The following is a 20956-nucleotide window of genomic DNA, read 5'->3' on the forward strand; positions in this document are numbered from 1 at the left end:
GCGGGGGTCGCCGGACGGTCCCTAGGGCCGCAGGGAGTCGTGGCGCAGGTCGGTCCGGTCGAGCTCCGGGTCCGGGGCGGCGAGCGGGGCGGCCTGCGGGGCGGTCTTCTGCGTGGCGAACACGTTCGCGGCGGGGGCCACTCCGGCCCACTGCAGGATCCGTGCGGTGGCCAGGGCCTTCTCGCCGTCCTGGAGCTTGGCGACGTTGGCCCCGTGGTTGGCGCCGGGCGCGATCATCACGTAGCTGTCCGTCGCCCCGTACCCGATGTGGAAGGGCTCGGCGCCCCACGGGTCGTTCTGCCCGTACACGAACAGCATCTGGTGGGCGTTGTTCTTCACCCAGTTGTCCACGTCCGCCATGACCCCCGGCTGGAAGGTCATGGGGATGTCGCGCGGGACGAAGTCGCGCGGCGGCTGGTAGCCGTAGCGGCTCAGGTCCTTCAGCCAGGGCTGCTTGATGTCGGGCGAGCCGAGCTGGGTGCCGGCCTGGTAGTAGTACGGCGTGAACGTCTCCAGGCCCTGGTCGGTGTAGGCCGAGAAGCCGGAGACGGTGTCGACGCTGTCCCAGATCTGCTGGTCGGTCGCGGTCCTGGCGTCCGGGATCGCGGCGCAGTCGGAGAGCAGGCTGTACTGCCAGAAGGCCCAGGTGTAGTCGAGGACGACGGCTTCGAAGGCCTTGTCCAGGCTGCCGACGGTGTTGAAGGTCCAGCCGCCCGCGGCGGCGGCCTCCTTGTACTTGGCCTCCAGCGGCTCGCGGCGGACGAGGGCCTCGCGCTGGACGGCGGCCAGCTTGTCGCGGCACTCCTTGGTGCCGACCTTGGACAGGAACCGGTCGTAGGCCGAGTCCTCCTTGTTGACGACGTCGTTGGGCGCGACGTAGGCGACGACGCCGTCCATGTCGCGGGGGTAGAAGCGCTCGAAGTACGTCGCCGTCATCCCGCCCTTGCTGCCGCCGGTGGCGAGCCAGTTCTTGGTGTAGATCTTCTTCAGGGCGGTGAAGATCCGGTGCTGGTCGCTGGCGGCCTGCCAGATGTCGAGCTTCGACCAGTCCGCCGGGTCGGGGCGGGACGGGTTGAAGAATCGATACTCCATGGACACCTGGTTGCCGTCGACTATGGTCGTCGGCTCGGCGCGGCGCGGGTTGGTGTTCACGTTGTAGCCGGAGGTGTAGAACACGGTCGGCCGGGACTCGTCCTTGTGCAGCAGGGTGATGCGCTGCTTGAAGGTGCCCTTCGACGGCTGCCGGTGGTCGATCGGCTGCTCGTAGTTCAGCACGAAGAACCGGTAGCCGGGGTAGGGCTTCTCCTCGATCAGGCTCATGCCCGGGATGGCGAGGATCCGGTCCTTGATGTCCGCGGTGGTGCCCTGCCCGGCGGTGGTCGGCGCGGCGGCGGCCGGCTCCGCGGCGGTGGCCGCCTGAGCCGTCAGACCGGTCGCACCGAGGGCGCCGATGAGCGCCGTGAGCGGCAGCAGCCGGCCAAGCGTCTTGCGCATGCACTCTCCCCATTCAGTCCACTGGTGGTCGCCGTGAACCTAGCGGGGCCAACAGGGCCGTGAACAGTACCGGTTGGGCCGCTGCGTCAGCACAGGATCCAGCCGGACTCCACGGATCCGGCCGCCACACTCCCCCTTACATACACACATCGGTTGATCGCACCGACGATGACGGGGCCCGCGTAACGGGTGAATTGCCCCGCATCGCCCACGGGGACCCCGCCGCGCGGCTGGACGCTCACCGACAGGTGGCGGCGCTCCCCCGGGCTCAGGGCCACGTTCACCGCGCAGACCTGGGTGCGGCTCTTGTACACGCGCACCTCGGCGCCCGGCAGCGGCAGCGTCCTGACCAGCTCGCCCGGACAGCCTCCGGTCGCGGCCGCCGCCCGGGGCGCCGCCGCGAACACCCCGCCCACGGCCAGCCAGAGCGCCGCCCCGAACACCCCGAGGGACACGCCCCGCCGCCGCGCCTTCCACCCCTGAGACACCCTGGCCCCCCGATCCGTCGTACGTGAGAGGTACTGACGTACTGACGTACGTACGACGCGCCGGACCCCCGGAAGGTTGCACTACTCTAGGCGACCGACCGCATGCTCAACGTAGCCATGAAAGGCGTCCTCCCATGACGACCGACCTGCTCGACCGGAAGCTGGAGCGCGCGTTCGCGCACCTGGACGCGGACGACAACGGCGTGATCGACGAGAAGGACATGATCGCGCTCGGCTCCCGGCTGCTGACGGCGCTGGCCGAGCCCGCCGACTCCCCCAAGGCGGCGGAGGTGTTCCGCGGGCTCACCGACTTCTGGGTGGACCTCTTCAACGAGCTGGGCGTGGGCCAGGACCAGAAGCTGACGCCCGGCCAGTACCGGGACGGGATGACCCGCCTCTACAAGGACGGCGGCCCGGCCTACGAGAAGTCCTTCCGGCCGATGATGAAGGCGATCCTCACGGTCGTCGACACCAACGGGGACGGGCACATCAGTCCCGAGGAGTTCCACAAGGCGCAGCTGGCCTTCGACACCAAGCTGGAGCCGGCCGACGCGGACGTCCTGTTCGAGCGGATCGACAAGAACCACGACGGGTACCTCTCGGTGGACGAGCTCCTCGACGCGGTACGCGAGTACTACACCGGTGACGACGAGGACGCCCCGGGCAACCTGCTCTTCGGCGAGCTCTGATACCCGGGGCGTACTCCTGAGGGGCTCCGCTACGCGGCCGCGGCCGGCTCGTCCTCGCCGATGAAGGTCCGCCACAGCACGGCGTAGCGGCCGCCCCTGGCGAGCAGCTCGGCGTGGCTGCCGTCCTCGACGACCCGGCCGCGCTCCATGACCACCACCCGGTCCGCGCGGGCGGCGGTGGTCAGCCGGTGGGCCACCACCAGGGTGGTGCGCTTGCCCGCGAGCCGGTCGGTGGCCAGGTTGACCTGCGCCTCGGTGGCCAGGTCCAGGGCGGCGGTGGCCTCGTCGAGGAGCAGGACGTCCGGGTCGACGAGCTCGGCGCGGGCCAGTGCGATCAGCTGGCGCTGGCCCGCGGAGAGGTTGCGGCCGCGCTCGGTGACGGTGTGGAGGTAGCCGCCGTCGAGGGTGGCGATCATGTCGTGCGCGCCGACCGCGCGGGCGGCCGCCTCCACCTCGGCGTCGGACGCCCCCGGCCGTCCGTAGGCGATGGCGTCGCGGACCGTCCCCGGGAAGAGGTACGACTCCTGGGGGACGACCCCCAGCCGGTGGCGGTACGCCGTCAGGTCCAGCTCCCGCAGGTCGGTGCCGTCGGCTGTGACCCGGCCCGAGGTCGGGTCGTAGAACCGGGCCACCATCTTGACCAGCGTGGACTTCCCGGCGCCGGTCTCGCCGACGAAGGCGACGGTCTGCCCGGCGGGTATCCGCAGGCTGATGCCGCCCAGCGCCTCGCCCTTCTCGCCGCGCTCCTCGGCGGTGGCGTACGCGAAGCGCACGTCCTCGAAGGCGATCTCGCCGCGCAGGGCGGGGACCTCGCGGGGAGCGGCCGGGGGCGGGGTGGTGGTGGGCTCGCGGAGCAGGTCCTGGATGCGGCCGAGGGAGACGGTGGCCTGCTGGTAGCCGTCGAAGACCTGGGAGAGCTGCTGGACCGGGGCGAAGAACAGGTCGATGTAGAGCAGGTACGCCACCAGTGCGCCGGTGGTGAGGGTGGCCGCCTCGACCCGGCCCGCGCCGACGATCAGCACGGCCGCCGCCGCGCCCGAGGACAGCAGCTGGACGAACGGGAAGTAGACCGATATCAGCCACTGGCCGCGCACCCGGGCCTGCCGGTAGGAGTCGCTGCGCTCGGCGAAGCGGTCGGCCCCGGAGTGCTGGCGGCGGAAGGCCTGCACCAGGCGCAGCCCGGCGACGGACTCCTGGAGGTCGGCGTTGACCAGGCCGACCCGGTCGCGGGCGAGCTCGTAGGCGGCGACCGACTTGCGGCGGAAGACGACCGTGGCCAGGACCAGGACGGGCAGGGTGGCGAAGACGATCAGGGCGAGTTCGACGTCGAGGACGAGCAGGGCGACCAGGATGCCGAAGAAGGTGAGGACGGAGACGACGGCCGTGACCAGCCCGGTCTGCAGGAAGCTGGACAGGGAGTCCACGTCGGTGGTCATCCGGGTCATGATCTTGCCGGTGAGCTCGCGCTCGTAGTAGTCCAGGCCGAGGCGCTGGAGCTGGGCGAAGATTTTGACGCGCAGGGCGTAGAGCACGCGCTCGCCGGTGCGGCCGGTCATCCGGGTCTCGGCGAACTGGGCGGCCCACTGGGCGAGCACGAGGGCCAGGGCGAGGCCGGCGGCGGCCCACACCGCTCCCAGGGCGGCCTTCTCGACGCCCTGGTCGATGCCGTGCCGGATCAGCACGGGCAGGAGCAGGCCGGCGCCCGCGTCGAGGGCGACGAGGCCGAGGCTGACGGCGAGCGGGGCCCAGAAGCCGTGCAGCAGGCGGCGCAGGCCGTAGCCGTCCTCGGGGGCGGCGGCCCGGTCCTCGTCGACCCGGGGCCGGTCGTCGACGGGCGGGAGGGCGGCGACCTGGGCGAGCAGTTCGGGGGTGGCGCCCGGCAGGCCGGGACCGGTGTCCCCCTCGTCCCGGCGCCGCCACAGTTCGGGGGTGACCCCGTCGGCCACCCGCCGCTTGGCGTTGACCGGCTCGGAGTCGATCTCGGCCTCCAGCTCGATGTCCCGTTCGAGGTCGCGCCGGAGGTCGCGTTCGAACTCGGTCATGGAGGGGGCTTCGGGGGTGCGCGGGGAGCCGGCGCCGAGGGCGTCGGGGTCGGTCAGCAGGCGGCGGTAGAGGGCGGAGCGGCGCTCCAGTTCCTCGTGCGTGCCGAGGTCGGCGAGCCGGCCGCCGTCGAGCACGGCGATCCGGTCGGCGAGGGCGAGGGTGGAGCGGCGGTGGGCGATCAGCAGGGTGGTGCGGCCGGCCATCACGGCGCGCAGCGCCTCGTGGATCTCGTGCTCGACGCGGGCGTCGACGGCGGAGGTGGCGTCGTCGAGGAGGAGGAGCCGGGGGTCGGTGAGGAGGGCGCGGGCGAGCGCGATGCGCTGGCGCTGGCCGCCGGAGAGGGTCAGGCCCTGTTCGCCGACCTTGGTGTCGTAGCCGGCGGGGAGGGCCAGGATGAACGATTCCGCCTGGGCCGCGCCCGCGGCCGCGCGTATCTCCTCGTCGGTGGCGTCCGGGCGGCCGTAGGCGATGTTGGCCCGGATGGTGTCGGAGAAGAGGAAGGAGTCCTCGGGGACCAGGCCGATGGCGGCGCGCAGGGAGTCGTAGGTCAGCTCGCGCACGTCGTGGCCGCCGACGCGGACGGTGCCGTGGTCGGCGTCGTAGAAGCGGGGCAGCAGCAGCGAGACGGTGGACTTGCCGGAGCCGGAGGCCCCGACGACGGCGACGGTCTCGCCCTCGGCGAGGGCGAGGGAGAAGCCGTCGAGGACGGGCCGCTCGGGGTCGTAGCCGAAGCGGACGTCCTCGAACTCGACGGTGGCGGGGGCGTCGGCGGGCAGCTCCCGCGTCCCCTCACGGATCACCGGTTCGGTGTCGATGAGCTCGAAGACCCGCTCCACGCCGGCCCGGGCCTGCTGGCCGACGGTCAGCACCATCGCGAGCATGCGGACGGGGCCGACCAGCTGGGCGAGGTAGGTGGAGAAGGCGACGAAGGTGCCGAGGGTGATGTGCCCCCGGGTGGCCAGCCAGCCGCCGAGGGCCAGCATGGCGACCTGGCCGAGCGCGGGGACGGCCTGGAGGGCGGGGGTGTAGCGGGAGTTCAGCCGGATGGCGCGCATCCGCCCGCCGAAGAGCCGGCGGCCGGCCGCGCGGAGCTTGTCGGTCTCCTGGCCCTCCTGGCCGAACCCCTTGACGACGCGGACGCCGGTGACGGCACCGTCGACGACGGTGGCGACGGCGGCGGCCTGGCCCTGGGCGTACCAGGTGGCGGGGAAGAGCTTCTTGCGGCTGCGCTTGGCGATGAACCAGAGGGCGGGGGCCATCAGCAGCGCGACGACGGTCAGCAGCGGCGACAGCCAGACCATGACGGCCAGGGATATCCCGAAGAGCAGGAAGTTGCCGATGGTCATGGGCAGCATGAAGAGCAGGCCCTGGATCAGCTGGAGGTCGCTGGTGGCCCGCCCGACGACCTGCCCGGTCGACAGCTCGTCCTGCCGCCGCCCGTCGAGGCGGGCGATGGTGGCGTACATGTCGGTGCGCAGGTCGTGCTGCACGTCGAGGGCGAGGCGGCCGCCGTAGTAGCGGCGGACGTAGGTGAAAACGTAGACGAGCAGGGCGGCGCCTATGAGCAGTCCCGCCCAGGGGCCCATCTCCCGGGTCCCGTCCCCGATGACGTCGTCGATGATGACGCGGGTGACGAGCGGGACGAGCGCCATGACGGCCATGCCGGCCAGTGAGGAGCCGAGCGCGAGCAGCACGTTGAGCCTGTACCGCCAGGTGTAGGCGGCCAGCCGCCTGCCCCAGCCCTGTTTCTCCCCTGCCGCCGTCACGTGGGTGCCTCCCCGTAGGTCCTGTCCTGCCGAGACCCCCAACGCTCCGACCGGCGGATTTCATCCCGCCGCAACATTTCGAACATGCGCGTACGGCGCCTCCGGCGCACGCCGGGAGCACCCGGACGGGCTACCCCAGGTGGGTCGGGGCGAACATCTTCAGGGTGGCCGGGAGGACCAGGACCGAGGGGCCCGGGGTGGCGAGGGACTCGGCGAGGTCGGCCCGGAGGGTGGCCGGGGTGGTCGTGGCCGCCGGGATGCCGAAGGAGGCGGCCAGGGCGGCGAAGTCGGGGCGGGTGAGTTCCGTGCCGGCCGTGCGGCCGTCGAAGGCGTCCGTCATGTACTCGCGCAGGATGCCGTAGCCGCCGTCGTCCACGATCAGCCAGGTGACGTCGAGGTCGTACTGCTTCGCGGTGGCCAGTTCGGCGACGGAGTACATCGCGCCGCCGTCGCCGGAGACGGCCAGGACCGGGGTGCCCGGCTCGGCGAGCGCGGCTCCCAGGGCGGCCGGGAAGGCGTAGCCGAGGCCGCCGGCGCCCTGGGCCGAGTGCATGGTGTTCGGGTGCTTGGCGTCGAAGGCGGACCAGGCCCAGTAGGCCAGGATCGTCATGTCCCAGAAGGACGGGGAGCGGGCCGGGAGGGCGGACCTGATCGAGGTCAGGAGCTCCTGTTCCAGGGTGAGGTCCTGGGCGGCCAGGCGGGCGGCGACATCGGAGAGGACCGCGCGGACCCGGGCGGGGGCGTCCTCGTCCTCGCGGGGCTCGACCGTCTCCAGGAGGGCCTGGAGGGCCAGGCGGGCGTCCGCGTGGATGCCGAGCGCCGGGTGGTTGGACTCCAGCTTGCCGAGGTCGGCCTCGATCTGGACGACCCTGCCCGTGGGGAAGAACGTGTGGTAGTTGGAGCTGAGTTCCCCCAGGCCCGAGCCCACGACGAGGAGGACGTCGGCGTCCTCCAGGAAGTCGGTCATGTGGCGGTCCTCCAGCCAGGACTGGAGGGAGAGCGGGTGGGTCCAGGGGAAGGCGCCCTTGCCGCCGAAGGTGGTGACCACGGGGGCGTTCAGCCGCTCGGCGAGCTGCCTGAGCTTGCCGGCGGCGTCCGCGCGGACGACGCCGCCGCCCGCGATGATCACGGGGCGGGCCGCCCGGGACAGCCAGTGCGCCGCCAGCGCGGTCAGCTCGGGGCGCGGGGCCAGCTCGTGCGGGCTCGCGTCCATGCCCGTGACCTGCGGGATCACCGTCTCCGCGCGGAGCACGTCCTCGGGGATCTCCACCCAGACGGGCCCGTGCGGGGCGGTGAGCGCCGACTCCCAGGCCTCGGCGACGACCGAGGGGATCTGGGAGGGGGTGCGGGCGATGTGTACGGACTTCACCACGTCGCGGAAGGACGCCGACTGCTCGCGCAGCTCGTGCAGGTGCCCGCGCCGTCCCCCGCCCAGGCCCGCGGAGGGGACCTGGGAGGAGATGGCGAGGACGGGGGCCGAGGCGGCCGCCGCCTCGGCGAGGGCCGGCAGGGACATGAGCGCCCCGGGGCCCGTGGACAGCAGGAGCGGGACCGCCTCGCCCGTGAGGCGGCCGTACGCGTCGGCGGCGAAGGCCGCGTTGTTCTCCGTACGCAGGCCGACCAGGCGCAGGTCGGAGCGGCCGACGGCGTCGAAGAGGGCCAGCGCGTGCTGCCCCGGCAGACCGAAGACGGTCGTCGCGCCGAGGCCGCGCAGCGTCTCCACGACCAGGTCCCCGCCCGTGCGGCCCGGCGGCGGCGCCAGGGCGGCCGCCGTCTGCGCCTCGGTGGGACGGAGAACCAGGTCGTGGTCGTGCGTCACGTGCTTGCGTGCCCTTCGTGCCGTCGCGCCGCCGTGCCCCGCCTCACCTCGCCGGGTGTTACTTCGCCTTCGAGGCGGCGATCTGGCGGCTCATGATCGTGGTGAGCTCGTACGCGGTGTGCGAGGCCGCGACCGAGGTGATCTCGGCGTGATCGTACGCCGGGGCGACCTCGACCACGTCGGCGGAAACGAGGTTGCAGGACGACAGACCGCGGATGATCTCCAGCAGCTCGCGGGAGGTCATGCCGCCCGCCTCCGGGGTGCCGGTGCCGGGCGCGTGGGCCGGGTCCAGGACGTCGATGTCGATGGAGATGTACAGCGGGCGGTCGCCGATGCGCTGGCGCAGCTGGTCGGCGATCTCGTCGGCGCCGCGGCGGTAGACGTCCGCCGAGGTCACGATGCCGAAGCCCATCTTGGCGTCGTCGTCGAGGTCCTGCTTGCCGTAGAGCGGGCCGCGGGTACCGACGTGGGAGAGGGCCTCGGTGTCGAGGATGCCCTCCTCGACGGCGCGGCGGAACGGCGTGCCGTGGGTGTACTCGGCGCCGAAGTAGGTGTCCCAGGTGTCCAGGTGGGCGTCGAAGTGCAGCAGGGCGACCGGGCCGTGCTTCTTGGCGACCGAGCGCAGCAGGGGCAGGGCGATGGTGTGGTCGCCGCCGAGGGTCATCAGACGGGAGCCGCCCGCGAGGAGCTCGTCGGCGGCGGCCTCGACCGTCTCGACGGCCTCGTTGATGTTGAAGGGGTTCACGGCGATGTCACCGGCGTCGGCGACCTGCGCGAGCGCGAACGGGGAGGCGTCCTGCGCCGGGTTGTACGGGCGCAGCAGGCGGGAGGCCTCGCGGATGGCGTTGCCGCCGAAACGGGCGCCGGGGCGGTAGGAGACACCGGAGTCGAAGGGCACACCGACGACGGCGACGTCGGCGGAGCCGACCTCGTCCAGGCGGGGCAGGCGGGCGAAGGTCGCCGGACCCGCGTAGCGCGGGATGCGGGAGGAGTCGACGGGGCCGCGCGGCGTCTGCTCGGTGCTCATGGGGGGTGCCCTTCTGGTGGTCCTGCTAGTGCGGTCCTTCGAGCGTAAGGGGGCGGGGAGGGGGCGCGAAGTGTACGTTTCATCCACCGACCCGTTTCGATGTGTACGGAGTATCCATGGCCGTCGAGGCCCCTCCCACCGCGCCGGTCGCCCTCGCGGCCCTGCTCGCCGACCGCGAACTGGGGCTGCGCCGGCTGGCGGGCCCCGCCGAGGCGGAGGTGCACGGGGTCCACGCCTCCGAGATGCCCGACCCGTCGCCGTACCTGCTGGGCGGGGAGCTGCTGCTGACGGCGGGGTCCGGGCTGACGGGGGCGACCGCCGGGGACCCCGGGGCGCCGGGCCGGGGGCCGGGGCAGGCGGCTTCGGATGCGGCTTCGGCTTCGGCTTCGGCGGCCCGTGCGTACGTGGCGCGGCTGGTGCGGGCCGGGGCGGCCGGGCTCGGGTTCGGTGTGACCCCGGTGCACGAGACGGTGCCGCCCGGCCTGGCGGAGGCCTGCGCGGAGTACGGGCTGCCGCTGGTGGAGGTCCCGCCGGGCACCCCGTTCACGGCGGTCGCCCGCGCGGTGTGGCGGCTGATGGCGGAGGCCCGCACCCGTGAGCTCCGCCGCGTCACCGAAGCCCAGCAGTCCCTGGCGTCGGCCGCCGCCCGCCCGGACCCGGTCCCGGCGGTCCTGTCCCGCCTGGCGACGGCCCTGGGCGGCTGGGCGGCCCTGTGGGGCCCGGGGGGCGGGACGGGCCCGGCGGCCGGTACCGGGCCGGGCGCCGGGGTGGGCGCTGCCGGGGGCGTCTCGGGTCCCGGGTTCCGCCCGGTCGGGGTCACCGCCGGGGTGCGGCCCGGGGAGGAGGTGCGGGTGGCGCTGGCCGCGCTGGCCCTGCGGGTGGCCCCCGGGAGCGCCGCGACCGCCACCGACGCCCTGGGCGGCACCCATCTGGCCGCCTACGCCGTCGGCGGCGGTCAGGTGCTGGCCCTGGCCACGCCCGGGCGGGCCCCCGGCGACCACACGATCGCCTCGGTCGCGGCCGTCCTGCTGACCCTGCTCACCGCGAGCCGCCCGGCCGGCGCGGAGGCGGCCGCGCTGACCCGCCTCCTGCTGGACGGCGACCCCTCCGCCGCCCTGCCCCCGGGCCCCTGGTACGCCGTCCGCGCCCGGGGCGGCGGCGACCCGCACGCCCTGGCGGCGGCACTGGGCACCGTACTGCTGGACCCGCGCGGGGACGGCGTACGCCTCCTCACCGACCGGGAACCCGCCCCGCAGCCGGGGTGGCGGCTCGGGGTCAGCGCCCCGGCCGCGCCGGCGGAGCTGCGCACGGCCGACGCCCAGGCCCGCCGGGCCCTGGCCCGCGCCGAGGCCTCCCGCACCCCTCTGGCCCGCCACGCGGACCCCGGCGTCACGGGCCTGGTCGGCGAGGCGGAGGCCCGCGCCCACGCCGAAGCCCTCCTCGCCCCCCTCTCCCCCGCCCTCCGCGAGACCCTGCGCGCCTGGCTCGCCCACCACGGCGGCTGGGACCGCACCGCGGCGGCCCTGGGCCTCCACCGGAACACGGTCCGCCAGCGGATCACCCGCTGCGCGGCCCTGCTGGACGACGCCGACCTGGACGACCCGGACACCCGCATGGAGCTGTGGTTCGCCCTGCGGTGGTGCGGCCCGGCCCCGGACGGGACGTCGGGGCCCCCCGCCTGACGCCCCTCACGCGGCCGGTCTCAGCGTGCACCGCCCGTCCTCGCAGGCCCGCTCCAGCCGCCCCCGGGAGAGGGTCTGCGCCAGGCCGACCGCCCAGCACATCGGGCAGCCGCGCAGCGCGAGCAGCCCGGCCGGCAGCAGGGCCAGGCTCACCGGCCAGGCGTACGGCAGGAGGACGACGGCCAGGGCGATCGAGCCGAATCCGAGCGCGCCGCGCACCAGGTGCCGGGGCAGGGAGGCGCTCGCGAAGTCGGAGCGGGAACTGGGGCTGGGGCGGGGGCGGGGGCTGGGGGCGGTCCTCGTCGCGGTCATCGTCCGTTCCTTCCGGGGGCCGGTTCGGGTGGGGTGAGCAGGGTGGCGCGGACCGCCGCGCGGGCCCGGTGGAGGCGGGACTTCATCGCCGCCGTGCTGAGGCCCAGGGCGTCGGCGACCATCGGGCCGCTGTGCCCCTGGACGTCCCGCATGATCAGCACCCGCCGCTGGTCGGGCGGCAGGGCCGCGACCGCCGCCGCCACCCTGCCCGCCTCCAGCCGGCGCAGCGCCTCCTCCTCGGCCGAGTCCACGGCGGTGTCGGGGGCCGTGGGCCGGTCCCGGTCGCGGACGACGGCCCGGGCGCGCCGCAGGCACTCGTTGCGGACGATGCGGAACATCCACGAGGCCAGGGCGCCGGAGGCGCGCAGCATGCCGATCTTGCGGTAGAGGATGATCAGGGCCTCCTGCGCCGCGTCCTCGGCGTCCTCCGGGGTCGCGCACAGCGAGCGGGCGAAGCGCCGTACGTTCGGGTGCGAGCCCGAGACCAGCGCCGTGATCGAGTCGAGGTCACCGCGCTGGGCTTCGGCGATCAGGCGCTCGCCGGGCCAGTCAGCCACGTGCGCGCCCGCGCTTCAGGACGAACACGCACGTGCAGAGCAGCACGGCGCCCGCGGCGATGGCGATTCCGATGATCATGGCGACCTCCAGGTCCCGTTCCGTACCCGCGTCCCTCGCGGTACGGGGATAAGAGGCGCGGGGCCCCGGAAAGGATTCAGCACCGGTCGGCCGCGTCTGGACAGGATGGACAACCCGCCGGTAACTTAGGTATGAGCAAGCGCTTAGACATAAGCGGCGGACCGCCGCGACGAAGGGAGCCGGCCGTGCGCCGTACGGTGTTCAACGAGGACCACGAGGCGTTCCGCGAGACCCTCCGCGCCTTCATCGAGGCCGAGGTCGTCCCCGTCTACGACGAGTGGTTCCAGGCCGGCCAGGCGCCGCGCGACTTCTACTACAAGCTCGGCGAGCTCGGCATCTTCGGCATCAACGTCCCCGAGGAGTTCGGCGGCGCGGGCCTGGACACGCACAAGTTCGAGGCCGTCCTCTACGAGGAGACCTCCCGCGCGGGCGTCAACTTCGGCGGTTCCGGCGTGCACGTGCTGCTCGCCCTGCCCTACATCAAGATGCTCGCCACCGACGAGCAGAAGAAGCGCTACCTCCCGAAGTTCGTCTCCGGCGAGGAGATGTGGGCCCTCGCGATGACCGAGCCGGGCACCGGTTCCGACGTCGCGGGCATGAAGACCACCGCCAAGCTCTCCGAGGACGGCACGCACTACGTCCTCAACGGCTCCAAGACCTTCATCACCGGTGGCGTCCACGCCGACCGCGTGATCGTCTGCGCCCGCACCTCCGCCCCGGGCGAGCAGGACCGCCGCTTCGGCATCTCCCTCTTCGCCGTGGACACCAAGTCCGAGGGCTACTCCATCGGCCGCAAGCTGGACAAGCTCGGCCTGCGCACCTCCGACACCGCCGAGCTGGCGTTCGTCGACGTGAAGGTGCCGGTCGAGGACCTGCTCGGCGAGGAGAACAAGGGCTTCTACTACCTCGGCGCCAACCTGCCGTCCGAGCGCTGGGGCATCGCCTTCGGCGCGTACGCGCAGGCCAAGGCCGCCGTCCGGTTCGCGCAGCAGTACGTGACCGACCGCACCGTCTTCGGCAAGCCGGTCGCGCACTTCCAGAACACCAAGTTCGAACTGGCCTCCTGCCAGGCCGAGGTGGACGCGGCCGAGGCCGTCGCCGACCGCGCCCTGGAGGCCCTGGACGCCGGGGAGCTGACGGCGGCCGAGGCCGCGTCCGCGAAGCTGTTCTGCACCGAGGTCGCGCACCGCGTCATCGACAAGTGCCTCCAGCTGCACGGCGGCTACGGCTACATGAACGAGTACCCGATCGCCCGCCTGTACGCCGACAACCGCGTCAACCGCATCTACGGCGGCACCAGCGAGGTCATGAAGTCGATCATCGCCAAGTCGATGGGCCTGTAAGTCCCGTTGAACGACGCGCTCTCCGGTCTCCTCGATCTGCTCGACCTGGAGCAGATCGAGGAGAACATCTTCCGCGGGACCAGCCGGCCGTCGCTGATCCCGCGCGTCTTCGGCGGACAGGTCGCGGCCCAGGCGCTGGTCGCGGCCGGCCGCACCGTGCCCGGGGACCGTACGGCGCACTCGTTGCACTCGTACTTCCTGCGCACGGGTGACCCGGGCGCGCCCATCGTCTACACCGTCGACCGGATCCGCGACGGGCGCTCCTTCACCACGCGCCGGGTCGTCGCCGTGCAGCACGGACAGCCGGTCTTCCACCTGTCGGCGTCCTTCCAGGTGTACGAGGAGGGGCTCGACCACCAGATCCCGATGCCCGGCGCACCCGACCCGGAGACCCTGCCGACGGCCGCCGAGGCGCTGCCCGCCTACCGGGACCTGTTCCGGGACCCGGGCACGGTGGAGCGGCTGCTGGAGGCGCGCGGCGCGGTGGACCTGCGGTACGCGACGACGCCGCCGTGGGGGTCGATCGGCGAGCCGGTGGAGCCGCGCTCGCAGGTGTGGTTCCGTACGGCCGGCAAGCTGGACAGCGCCGACCCGCTGCTGCACACGTGCCTGGCGACGTACGTCTCCGACATGACCCTGCTGGACTCGGTGCTGCTCGCGCACGGGCGCGGCGGCTGGGCGGTCGGCGACGTGGTGGGGGCCTCGCTGGACCACGCGATGTGGTTCCACCGGCCGCTGCGGGCGGACGAGTGGCTCCTGTACGACCAGGACTCGCCGACCTCGCACGGCGGGCGGGGCCTGGGCCAGGCCCGGATCTGGACCCGGGACGGCCGGCTGGCCGTCACCGTGATCCAGGAGGGCGTGGTCCGCGTACCGCGCGCCTGAACCGCCGCTTCCCGAAGGCCCCCCGGACCGCGTCCGGGGGGTCTTCGGCGTTGCCTACTCCTTCGGGCGGGCCTTGAGCTTCGCCCAGACCGCCTCCAGCGCGGCGATGTCCCCGTCGTCCAGCAGGTCGTCGAAGACCTCGGCCAGGGCCTCGCGGCGGGTGGCGTCGGCCTCGGCGTAGAGGCGGCGGCCGGCCTCGGTGAGGGCGATGCGCACCGAGCGGGCGTCGGTCGGGGAGGGTATCCGCTCGATCAGCCCGCGGGCCTGGAGCGAGTCGGCGACGCGCGAGACCTGGCTGCGGCTGAGCAGGGTTCTGGCACCCAGCTCCGAGGGGGCGACCGGCTCCTGCTGCACGCTCAGCCACAGCATCACCTCGAACCACGACAACGGCAGGTCGTGGCGGCGTGTGAGGGCCTGGTCGACCCGGGCCGTCAGGGTGGTCCCGGCCCAGACCAGGCCGTAGAAGGCGTGGTCACGGGGGGTGAGACCGTCCAGGTTGAGGTTCGTGTGCGCCATGGGGGAAGGATACCGGGTTGCGTGCACACGCACACATCATTAATGTGTGTGTGCACGCACAAACCTAGGGAGCCTCCCATGAGTACCACCCCCGCCAAGACCGTCCTCATCACCGGCACCTCCTCCGGCATCGGACTCGCCGCCGCGGTGGCGGCGGCCCGGGCCGGCTGGCACACCGTCGCCACCATGCGCGACACCACCCGCTCCGACGCCCTGGTCAAGGCCGCCGCCGAGGCGGGCGTCGAAGGCCTCGTCCAGGTCAAGCGGCTGGACGTGACCGACGCGGACTCCGTCGCCGCCTGCGTGGCCGAGGTCGTCGCCGAACACGGCCGCCTCGACGCCGTCGTGAACAACGCGGGCGCCGGCTTCGTCGGCACCGTCGAGCAGCACGGCATGGAGCAGGTGCGCTCCGTGATGGAGGTCAACTTCTTCGGCGTCGTAGAGCTCACCCGGGCCGCCCTCCCCCACCTGCGCGCCTCGGGCGGCCGGGTCATCACCGTGACGAGCGTCGGCGGCGTGGTCGGCCAGCCCTTCAACGAGTCCTACTGCGCGGCCAAGTTCGCCGTCGAGGGCTTCATGGAGTCCCTCGCACCGGTCGCCGCGGCCGCGGGCGTCCAGGTCTGCGTCGTCGAACCGGGCGCCGTCTCCAGCGAGTTCGTCAACAACGTCGGGCTCGACATCCCGGCCCTGCTCGCCCAGGCCGGCCCGTACGCCCCCCAGCTCCAGGGCTACATCGACCACGCCATGCGGTCCTTCGGCAGCGACACCGCGCAGACCCCGGAGCAGGCGGCGGCCCCGGTGGTCGGGGCGCTGACCGCCGAGAGGATGCCGTTCCGGATCCAGACCTCCGACTGGGCGCGCACCTTCGTGGGCATGAAGCTCGCCGACCTGGACGGCTCGGCCGTCCAGACGGAGATGAGCTCCTGGCTCGGCTAGGGCTACCGCAGGCCCGCCGCGGTGAGGAGGTAGGCGACCATCGGGTCGTAGAAGCGCGGGTCGCGGACGTGGTCGTCGAGGGGGACCGCCACCTGGAGGGTGCCCTCCGCCTCCGCCAGGAAGAGCGCCGGGTCGTTGCAGTCGGCGTAGCCCACCGCGTCCAGCCCCCGCTGCGCCGCGCACCCCGCCCAGCCGTGGTCGGCGACGACCAGGTCCGGCTGGGGGCGGCCGTCGTTGGCGAGGGCGTCGAGGATGGCGGCCATCGGGTTCGGCGAGTGGGTGTGCCACAGCGTCGCGCCCCGCTCCAGGACCGCCACGTCGGCGAACTGCCACACCGAGCCCTCGTCGGCGACGAGGCCCGCCGGAATGCGGACGATCTCGCAGCCCGCCGCGCGCAGCGCGTCCGCCGTGGCCCGGTGGACGTCCAGGAGCCCGCCCGGGTGCCCGGTGGCGAACAGTACGCTCTGCCGGTCCAGGGCGGCCTTACGCAGGCGGGCCGCCATCCGGTCGAGTCCCGCGACCGTCAGCTCCGGGTCGATGGTGTCCTGTCCGGCGCGGTGCGCCGGGTCGTCGACGACGCCGACGCGCTCCGCCATCACCGCCAGGACGTCCTGCTCGTCCGCCCAGCGGTCGCCCAGCTCCAGGCCGAGCCAGTAGTGCCGGTCGCCGTTGGCGAGCTTGCGGTAGTGGGAGAGGTTGTTCTCGCGCGGGGTCGCGACCTGTCCGGCGATGCGGGTGCGCACCAGGTGGTCGACGAGCTGCGCCCGGCTGGGGGCGGCAGGGGTCTGTATGGGCTCTGTCGGCTTCGGCATGCGGCCCATTCTGCCGCCGCCCGGCCGGATCCGTACGCTCCGCCAAGCCGCCCTCAAGCCCTGGCCCCGGCCTTCGTCCCGGCCCTCACCCCGGCTTTCGTCCCGGCTTCCGTCCCGGCCCTTCCCCCGTTTCACCCCGACAGCGCCCCGAAGGCCCCGTGCGCGAGCCCGCGCAGCAGCGACTCCGTCGCCTCGCGGCTCAGCGCGCCCAGGTGCGGGGTGGAGTTCAGCAGGCCGAACACCGCGTGCACGGCGACCCGCACCTCGGCCTCCCCGACGACCGGGTGCAGTTCCCGTACGACGGCCACCCACAGCTCGACGTACTGGCGCTGGAGCTGCCGTACGAGCTTGCGGTCCTCGTCCCGCAGCCGGTCGAGCTCCCGGTCGTGCAGGGTGATCAGCGCCCGGTCGTCCAGCGCGAAGTCGATGTGGCCCTCGACCAGGGAGGCCAGCAGCGCCCGCGGGTCGCCCGCGGCCTCCTCGACGCGGCGCCGGCCCCCGGTCAGCAGGCGCTCGCTGATCCCGACGAGCAGTTCGGCGAGCATCGCGTCCTTGCCGGCGAAGTGCCGGTAGAGGCCCGGTCCGCTGATGCCGACCGCGGCCCCTATCTCGTCCACGCCCACGCCGTGGAAGCCGCGCTCCGCGAAAAGACGAGCGGCCTCTCGGAGGATCTGCTCGCGGCGGGTCGGGGTGGCAGCTCTGGTGCTCATGGGAATCCATTCTAGACAGGGCGGTTAGCGCTCGTTAACCTGTGACCCATACGCGTTAACGGTCATTAACACAGCAGGTACCGAGCAAGGGAGCTCGACCGATGCAGCAGGCACCAGTGCTGACGAGCGCCGCGGACCCGGCGTCCGAGGCCTGGCGGACCAATGAGGCCGCCCACCGCGAGCTCGCCGAGGGCCTGCGCGCCCGGCTGGACGCGGCCCGCCTCGGCGGCGGGGAGAAGGCCCGCGCCCGGCACACCGCGCGCGGCAAGCTCCTGCCCCGCGACCGCGTCGACACCCTCCTCGACCCCGGTTCGCCCTTCCTGGAGCTGGCCCCGCTGGCCGCCGAGGGGATGTACGGCGGCGCGGCCCCGGCCGCCGGCGTGATCGCGGGCATCGGCCGGGTCAGCGGCCGCGAGTGCGTGATCGTCGCCAACGACGCCACCGTCAAGGGCGGCACGTACTACCCGATGACGGTCAAGAAGCACCTGCGGGCGCAGGAGGTGGCGCTGGAGAACCGGCTCCCCTGCCTGTACCTGGTCGACTCCGGCGGCGCCTTCCTGCCCATGCAGGACGAGGTCTTCCCCGACCGGGAGCACTTCGGCCGGATCTTCTACAACCAGGCCCGCATGTCCGGCGCCGGCATCCCGCAGATCGCGGCCGTCCTCGGCTCCTGCACGGCGGGCGGGGCGTACGTCCCGGCGATGAGCGACGAGGCCGTCATCGTGCGCGGCCAGGGCACGATCTTCCTCGGCGGCCCGCCGCTGGTGAAGGCCGCCACCGGTGAGGTGGTCACGGCCGAGGAGCTCGGCGGCGGCGAGGTGCACTCGCGCACCTCCGGCGTGACCGACCACCTCGCGGAGGACGACGCGCACGCGCTGCGGATCGTACGGAACATCGTGGCGACCCTGCCCGAGCGCGGGGCCCTGCCCTGGTCGGTCGAGCCGGCCGAGGAGCCGAAGGTGGACCCGTACGGGCTCTACGGCGCGGTCCCCGTCGACTCCCGCACCCCCTACGACGCCCGCGAGGTCATCGCCCGGGTCGTGGACGGCTCCCGCTTCCAGGAGTTCAAGGCGGAGTTCGGGCAGACCCTGGTCACCGGCTTCGCCCGGATCCACGGCCACCCGGTCGGCATCATCGCCAACAACGGCATCCTCTTCTCCGAGTCCGCGCAGAAGGGCGCCCACTTCATCGAGCTGTGCGACCAGCGCGGCATCCCGCTCCTCTTCCTCCAGAACATCTCCGGCTTCATGGTCGGACGGGACTACGAGGCGGGCGGCATCGCCAAGCACGGCGCGAAGATGGTCACCGCCGTGGCCTGCGCCCGGGTCCCGAAGCTGACGGTCGTGGTCGGCGGCTCGTACGGCGCGGGCAACTACTCGATGTGCGGCCGGGCGTACTCGCCGCGCTTCCTGTGGATGTGGCCCAACGCCAAGATCTCCGTCATGGGCGGCGAGCAGGCCGCCTCCGTCCTGGCCACGGTCAAGCGCGACCAGATCGAGGGCGCGGGCCAGGAGTGGCCCGCCGAGGACGAGGAGGCCTTCAAGGCCCCGGTCCGCGCGCAGTACGAGGAACAGGGCAACGCCTACTACGCCACCGCGCGCCTGTGGGACGACGGGGTCATCGACCCCCTGGAGACCCGGCAGGTGCTGGGGCTGGCCCTGACCGCGTGCGCGAACGCCCCGCTCGGCGAGCGCGGCTACGGCATCTTCCGCATGTGACCCGTGACTTGTGACCTGTGACTTGGCTTGTGACGTGAGGACCTCACAGATGTTCAGCACTGTTCTGGTGGCGAACCGGGGCGAGATCGCCGTACGGGTCATCCGCACCCTGCGGGAGCTCGGGATCCGGTCCGTGGCCGTCTTCAGCGACGCCGACGCGGACGCCCGCCACGTACGGGAGGCCGACACGGCCGTCCGGATCGGCCCGGCGGCGGCCGCCGAGAGCTACCTGTCGGTCGAGAAGCTGCTCGACGCCGCCCGGCGCACGGGGGCCGAGGCGGTCCACCCCGGCTACGGCTTCCTCGCGGAGAACGCGGCCTTCGCGCAGGCCTGCGCGGAGGCGGGGCTGGCCTTCATCGGGCCGCCCGCCTCGGCGATCTCCCTGATGGGCGACAAGATCCGGGCCAAGGAGACCGTGAAGGCCGCCGGGGTGCCGGTGGTGCCCGGGTCCTCCGGGAGCGGGCTGTCGGACGCCGAACTGGTCGAGGCCGCCGAGAAGATCGGCATGCCGGTACTGCTGAAGCCCTCGGCGGGCGGCGGCGGCAAGGGCATGCGGCTGGTCCGGGACGCGGGCCTGCTCACGGAGGAGATCGCGGCGGCCCGCCGCGAGGCACGCTCCTCCTTCGGTGACGACACCCTGCTGGTGGAGCGCTGGGTGGACCGGCCGCGGCACATCGAGATCCAGGTGCTGGCCGACGCCCACGGCAACGTGGTGCACCTCGGCGAGCGCGAGTGCTCGCTCCAGCGCCGCCACCAGAAGGTCATCGAGGAGGCCCCGTCGGTCCTGCTGACGCCGGAGATCCGGGCCGCGATGGGCGCGGCGGCGGTGGAGGCGGCGCGCTCCTGCGGGTACGTCGGCGCGGGCACGGTGGAGTTCATCGTGCCGGGCGGGGACCCGTCCTCGTACTACTTCATGGAGATGAACACCCGTCTCCAGGTGGAGCACCCCGTCACGGAGCTGGTCACCGGGCTCGACCTGGTGGAGCAGCAGCTGCGGGTGGCGGCCGGGGCGGAGCTGGGCTTCGGGCAGGACGACGTCCGGCTCACCGGGCACGCGATCGAGGCCCGGGTCTGCGCGGAGGACCCGGCGCGCGGGTTCCTGCCGTCCGGCGGCACGGTGCTGGCCCTGTCCGAGCCCTCGGGTGGTGCGGTGCGGACGGACTCCGGGCTGGTGGCCGGGGTGGACACGGGGTCCACGTACGACCCGATGCTGTCGAAGGTGATCGTCCACGGCCCGGACCGGGCGACGGCCCTGCGGATGCTGCGGGGGGCCCTCGCGGACACGGTGATCCTGGGCGTCCAGACGAACGCCGGCTTCCTGCGGAGGCTGCTGGCCCACCCGGACGTGGTGTCCGGCAACCTGGACACGGGGCTGGTGGAGCGGGACCTGTCCGGCCTGCTGCCCGAGGGCGTCCCGCCGGAGGTCTACGCGGCGGCCGCGCTGCTGGCCCAGGCGTCCCCGGCGGGGCCGGACCGTACCGGCGCGTGGGCGGACCCCTTCTCCGCCGCCGACGGCTGGCGCCTGGGCGGCACCCCCGCCTGGACGGTCCACCACTTCCGCCTCCCGGGCCAGGACCCGGTCACGGTCCGCACCCGGACGCGGGGCACGCAGCAGGAGATCCTCCTGGACGAGGCGAACGCGGCCTCACCGGCCCGCGGCCGGATCATCAGCCTCGCCCACGACACCGTGACCCTCGAACTGGACGGCGTCACGCACCGGTTCAGCCACGCCACCTCCCCGGAGGGGACCTGGCTCGGGCGTGACGCCGACTCCTGGCACGTCCAGCACCACGACCCCGTCACCGCAGCCCTCAGTGGCAGCGGAAGGGCGGGGGCCGACACCCTCGCCGCCCCCATGCCCGGCACCGTCACCGTCGTCAAGGTGGCCGTCGGGGACACGGTGACGGCCGGGCAGAGCCTGCTGGTCGTCGAGGCGATGAAGATGGAGCACGTCATCTCCGCCCCGCACGCCGGCACCGTCACCGAGCTCGACGTCACCCCGGGCACCACCGTGGCCATGGACCAGGTCCTGGCCGTGGTCACCCCGGACGAGACCGAGGAGGAGACCGCGTGAACGGGC

General features: G+C 73.3%; 17 protein-coding genes. 7 read left to right on the plus strand and 10 right to left on the minus strand.

Going from position 1 to position 20956, the window contains the following annotated elements; all coding sequences use genetic code 11:
* Positions 1-21: 21 nt before the first annotated feature.
* The gene (locus tag ABT403_RS21290) at positions 22-1494 is read right to left on the minus strand and encodes a S28 family serine protease (protein WP_344156441.1); all 1473 of its coding nucleotides are present in this window, start codon (positions 1492-1494) and stop codon (positions 22-24) included.
* Positions 1495-1580: 86 nt separating this feature from the next.
* Positions 1581-1949 carry a hypothetical protein gene (locus ABT403_RS21295; RefSeq protein ID WP_344156444.1) on the minus strand — a complete coding sequence of 123 codons (369 nt, stop codon included), beginning with the start codon at positions 1947-1949 and terminating at the stop codon, positions 1581-1583.
* A 167-nt stretch (positions 1950-2116) separates the two neighbouring features.
* Between ABT403_RS21295 and ABT403_RS21300 the strand changes: the two genes are divergently transcribed.
* The gene (locus tag ABT403_RS21300; protein WP_344156447.1) at positions 2117-2671 is read left to right on the plus strand and encodes an EF-hand domain-containing protein; all 555 of its coding nucleotides are present in this window, start codon (positions 2117-2119) and stop codon (positions 2669-2671) included.
* A gap of 29 nt (positions 2672-2700) precedes the next feature.
* Here ABT403_RS21300 and ABT403_RS21305 read toward each other — a convergent pair whose 3' ends face one another.
* From ABT403_RS21305 to speB, 3 genes are all read right to left on the minus strand, one after another.
* Positions 2701-6480, minus strand: a complete 3780-nt coding sequence (locus ABT403_RS21305) for an ABC transporter ATP-binding protein (protein WP_344156450.1) — start codon at positions 6478-6480, stop codon at positions 2701-2703.
* Positions 6481-6610: 130 nt separating this feature from the next.
* Positions 6611-8299: a thiamine pyrophosphate-binding protein gene (locus ABT403_RS21310; protein ID WP_344156453.1), complete on the minus strand. Its 1689-nt coding sequence runs from the start codon at positions 8297-8299 to the stop codon at positions 6611-6613.
* Between the two features lie 58 nt (positions 8300-8357).
* The gene (gene speB / locus ABT403_RS21315) at positions 8358-9326 is read right to left on the minus strand and encodes an agmatinase (protein ID WP_344156456.1); all 969 of its coding nucleotides are present in this window, start codon (positions 9324-9326) and stop codon (positions 8358-8360) included.
* A gap of 116 nt (positions 9327-9442) precedes the next feature.
* On the opposite strand from speB, the gene ABT403_RS21320 reads away from it, so the two are divergent.
* On the plus strand, positions 9443-11008 hold the full coding sequence (locus tag ABT403_RS21320; protein ID WP_344156458.1) for a PucR family transcriptional regulator ligand-binding domain-containing protein: 1566 nt from the start codon (positions 9443-9445) through the stop codon (positions 11006-11008).
* 6 nt (positions 11009-11014) lie between these two features.
* Here ABT403_RS21320 and ABT403_RS21325 read toward each other — a convergent pair whose 3' ends face one another.
* Positions 11015-11320: a hypothetical protein gene (locus tag ABT403_RS21325; protein ID WP_344156460.1), complete on the minus strand. Its 306-nt coding sequence runs from the start codon at positions 11318-11320 to the stop codon at positions 11015-11017.
* Entirely contained in the window at positions 11317-11877 is a 561-nt protein-coding gene (locus ABT403_RS21330) for an RNA polymerase sigma factor (RefSeq protein ID WP_344156463.1), read from the minus strand. Before ABT403_RS21330 ends, ABT403_RS21325 begins: the two co-directional genes overlap by 4 nt.
* Positions 11878-12141: 264 nt before the next feature.
* Here ABT403_RS21330 and ABT403_RS21335 point away from each other — a divergent pair, with 264 nt between their 5' ends.
* Both ABT403_RS21335 and ABT403_RS21340 read left to right on the plus strand, forming a co-directional pair.
* Positions 12142-13299 (plus strand): acyl-CoA dehydrogenase family protein, encoded by a 1158-nt coding sequence (locus ABT403_RS21335; protein WP_344156466.1) that lies wholly within the window; start codon positions 12142-12144, stop codon positions 13297-13299.
* A 6-nt stretch (positions 13300-13305) separates the two neighbouring features.
* On the plus strand, positions 13306-14184 hold the full coding sequence (locus ABT403_RS21340; protein ID WP_344156469.1) for an acyl-CoA thioesterase: 879 nt from the start codon (positions 13306-13308) through the stop codon (positions 14182-14184).
* 54 nt (positions 14185-14238) lie between these two features.
* On the opposite strand, the gene ABT403_RS21345 is transcribed toward ABT403_RS21340, so the two are convergent.
* Positions 14239-14700 carry a MarR family winged helix-turn-helix transcriptional regulator gene (locus tag ABT403_RS21345; protein ID WP_344156472.1) on the minus strand — a complete coding sequence of 154 codons (462 nt, stop codon included), beginning with the start codon at positions 14698-14700 and terminating at the stop codon, positions 14239-14241.
* Positions 14701-14778: 78 nt separating this feature from the next.
* On the opposite strand from ABT403_RS21345, the gene ABT403_RS21350 reads away from it, so the two are divergent.
* Entirely contained in the window at positions 14779-15636 is an 858-nt protein-coding gene (locus ABT403_RS21350; RefSeq protein ID WP_344156475.1) for an SDR family NAD(P)-dependent oxidoreductase, read from the plus strand.
* A gap of 2 nt (positions 15637-15638) precedes the next feature.
* Here ABT403_RS21350 and ABT403_RS21355 read toward each other — a convergent pair whose 3' ends face one another.
* Both ABT403_RS21355 and ABT403_RS21360 read right to left on the minus strand, forming a co-directional pair.
* Entirely contained in the window at positions 15639-16457 is an 819-nt protein-coding gene (locus ABT403_RS21355) for a phosphatase (protein WP_344156478.1), read from the minus strand.
* 122 nt (positions 16458-16579) lie between these two features.
* Positions 16580-17158, minus strand: coding sequence for an SACE_7040 family transcriptional regulator (locus ABT403_RS21360; protein WP_344156481.1), 579 nt, complete (start codon positions 17156-17158; stop codon positions 16580-16582).
* A 101-nt stretch (positions 17159-17259) separates the two neighbouring features.
* On the opposite strand from ABT403_RS21360, the gene ABT403_RS21365 reads away from it, so the two are divergent.
* On the plus strand, positions 17260-18876 hold the full coding sequence (locus ABT403_RS21365) for a carboxyl transferase domain-containing protein (RefSeq protein WP_344156484.1): 1617 nt from the start codon (positions 17260-17262) through the stop codon (positions 18874-18876).
* Positions 18877-18925: 49 nt separating this feature from the next.
* The gene (locus tag ABT403_RS21370) at positions 18926-20950 is read left to right on the plus strand and encodes an acetyl/propionyl/methylcrotonyl-CoA carboxylase subunit alpha (protein ID WP_344156487.1); all 2025 of its coding nucleotides are present in this window, start codon (positions 18926-18928) and stop codon (positions 20948-20950) included.
* Positions 20951-20956 lie beyond the last annotated feature (6 nt).

The organism is Streptomyces sp. NPDC000075, from assembly GCF_040301925.1.
GTDB lineage: Bacteria > Actinomycetota > Actinomycetes > Streptomycetales > Streptomycetaceae > Streptomyces > Streptomyces polychromogenes.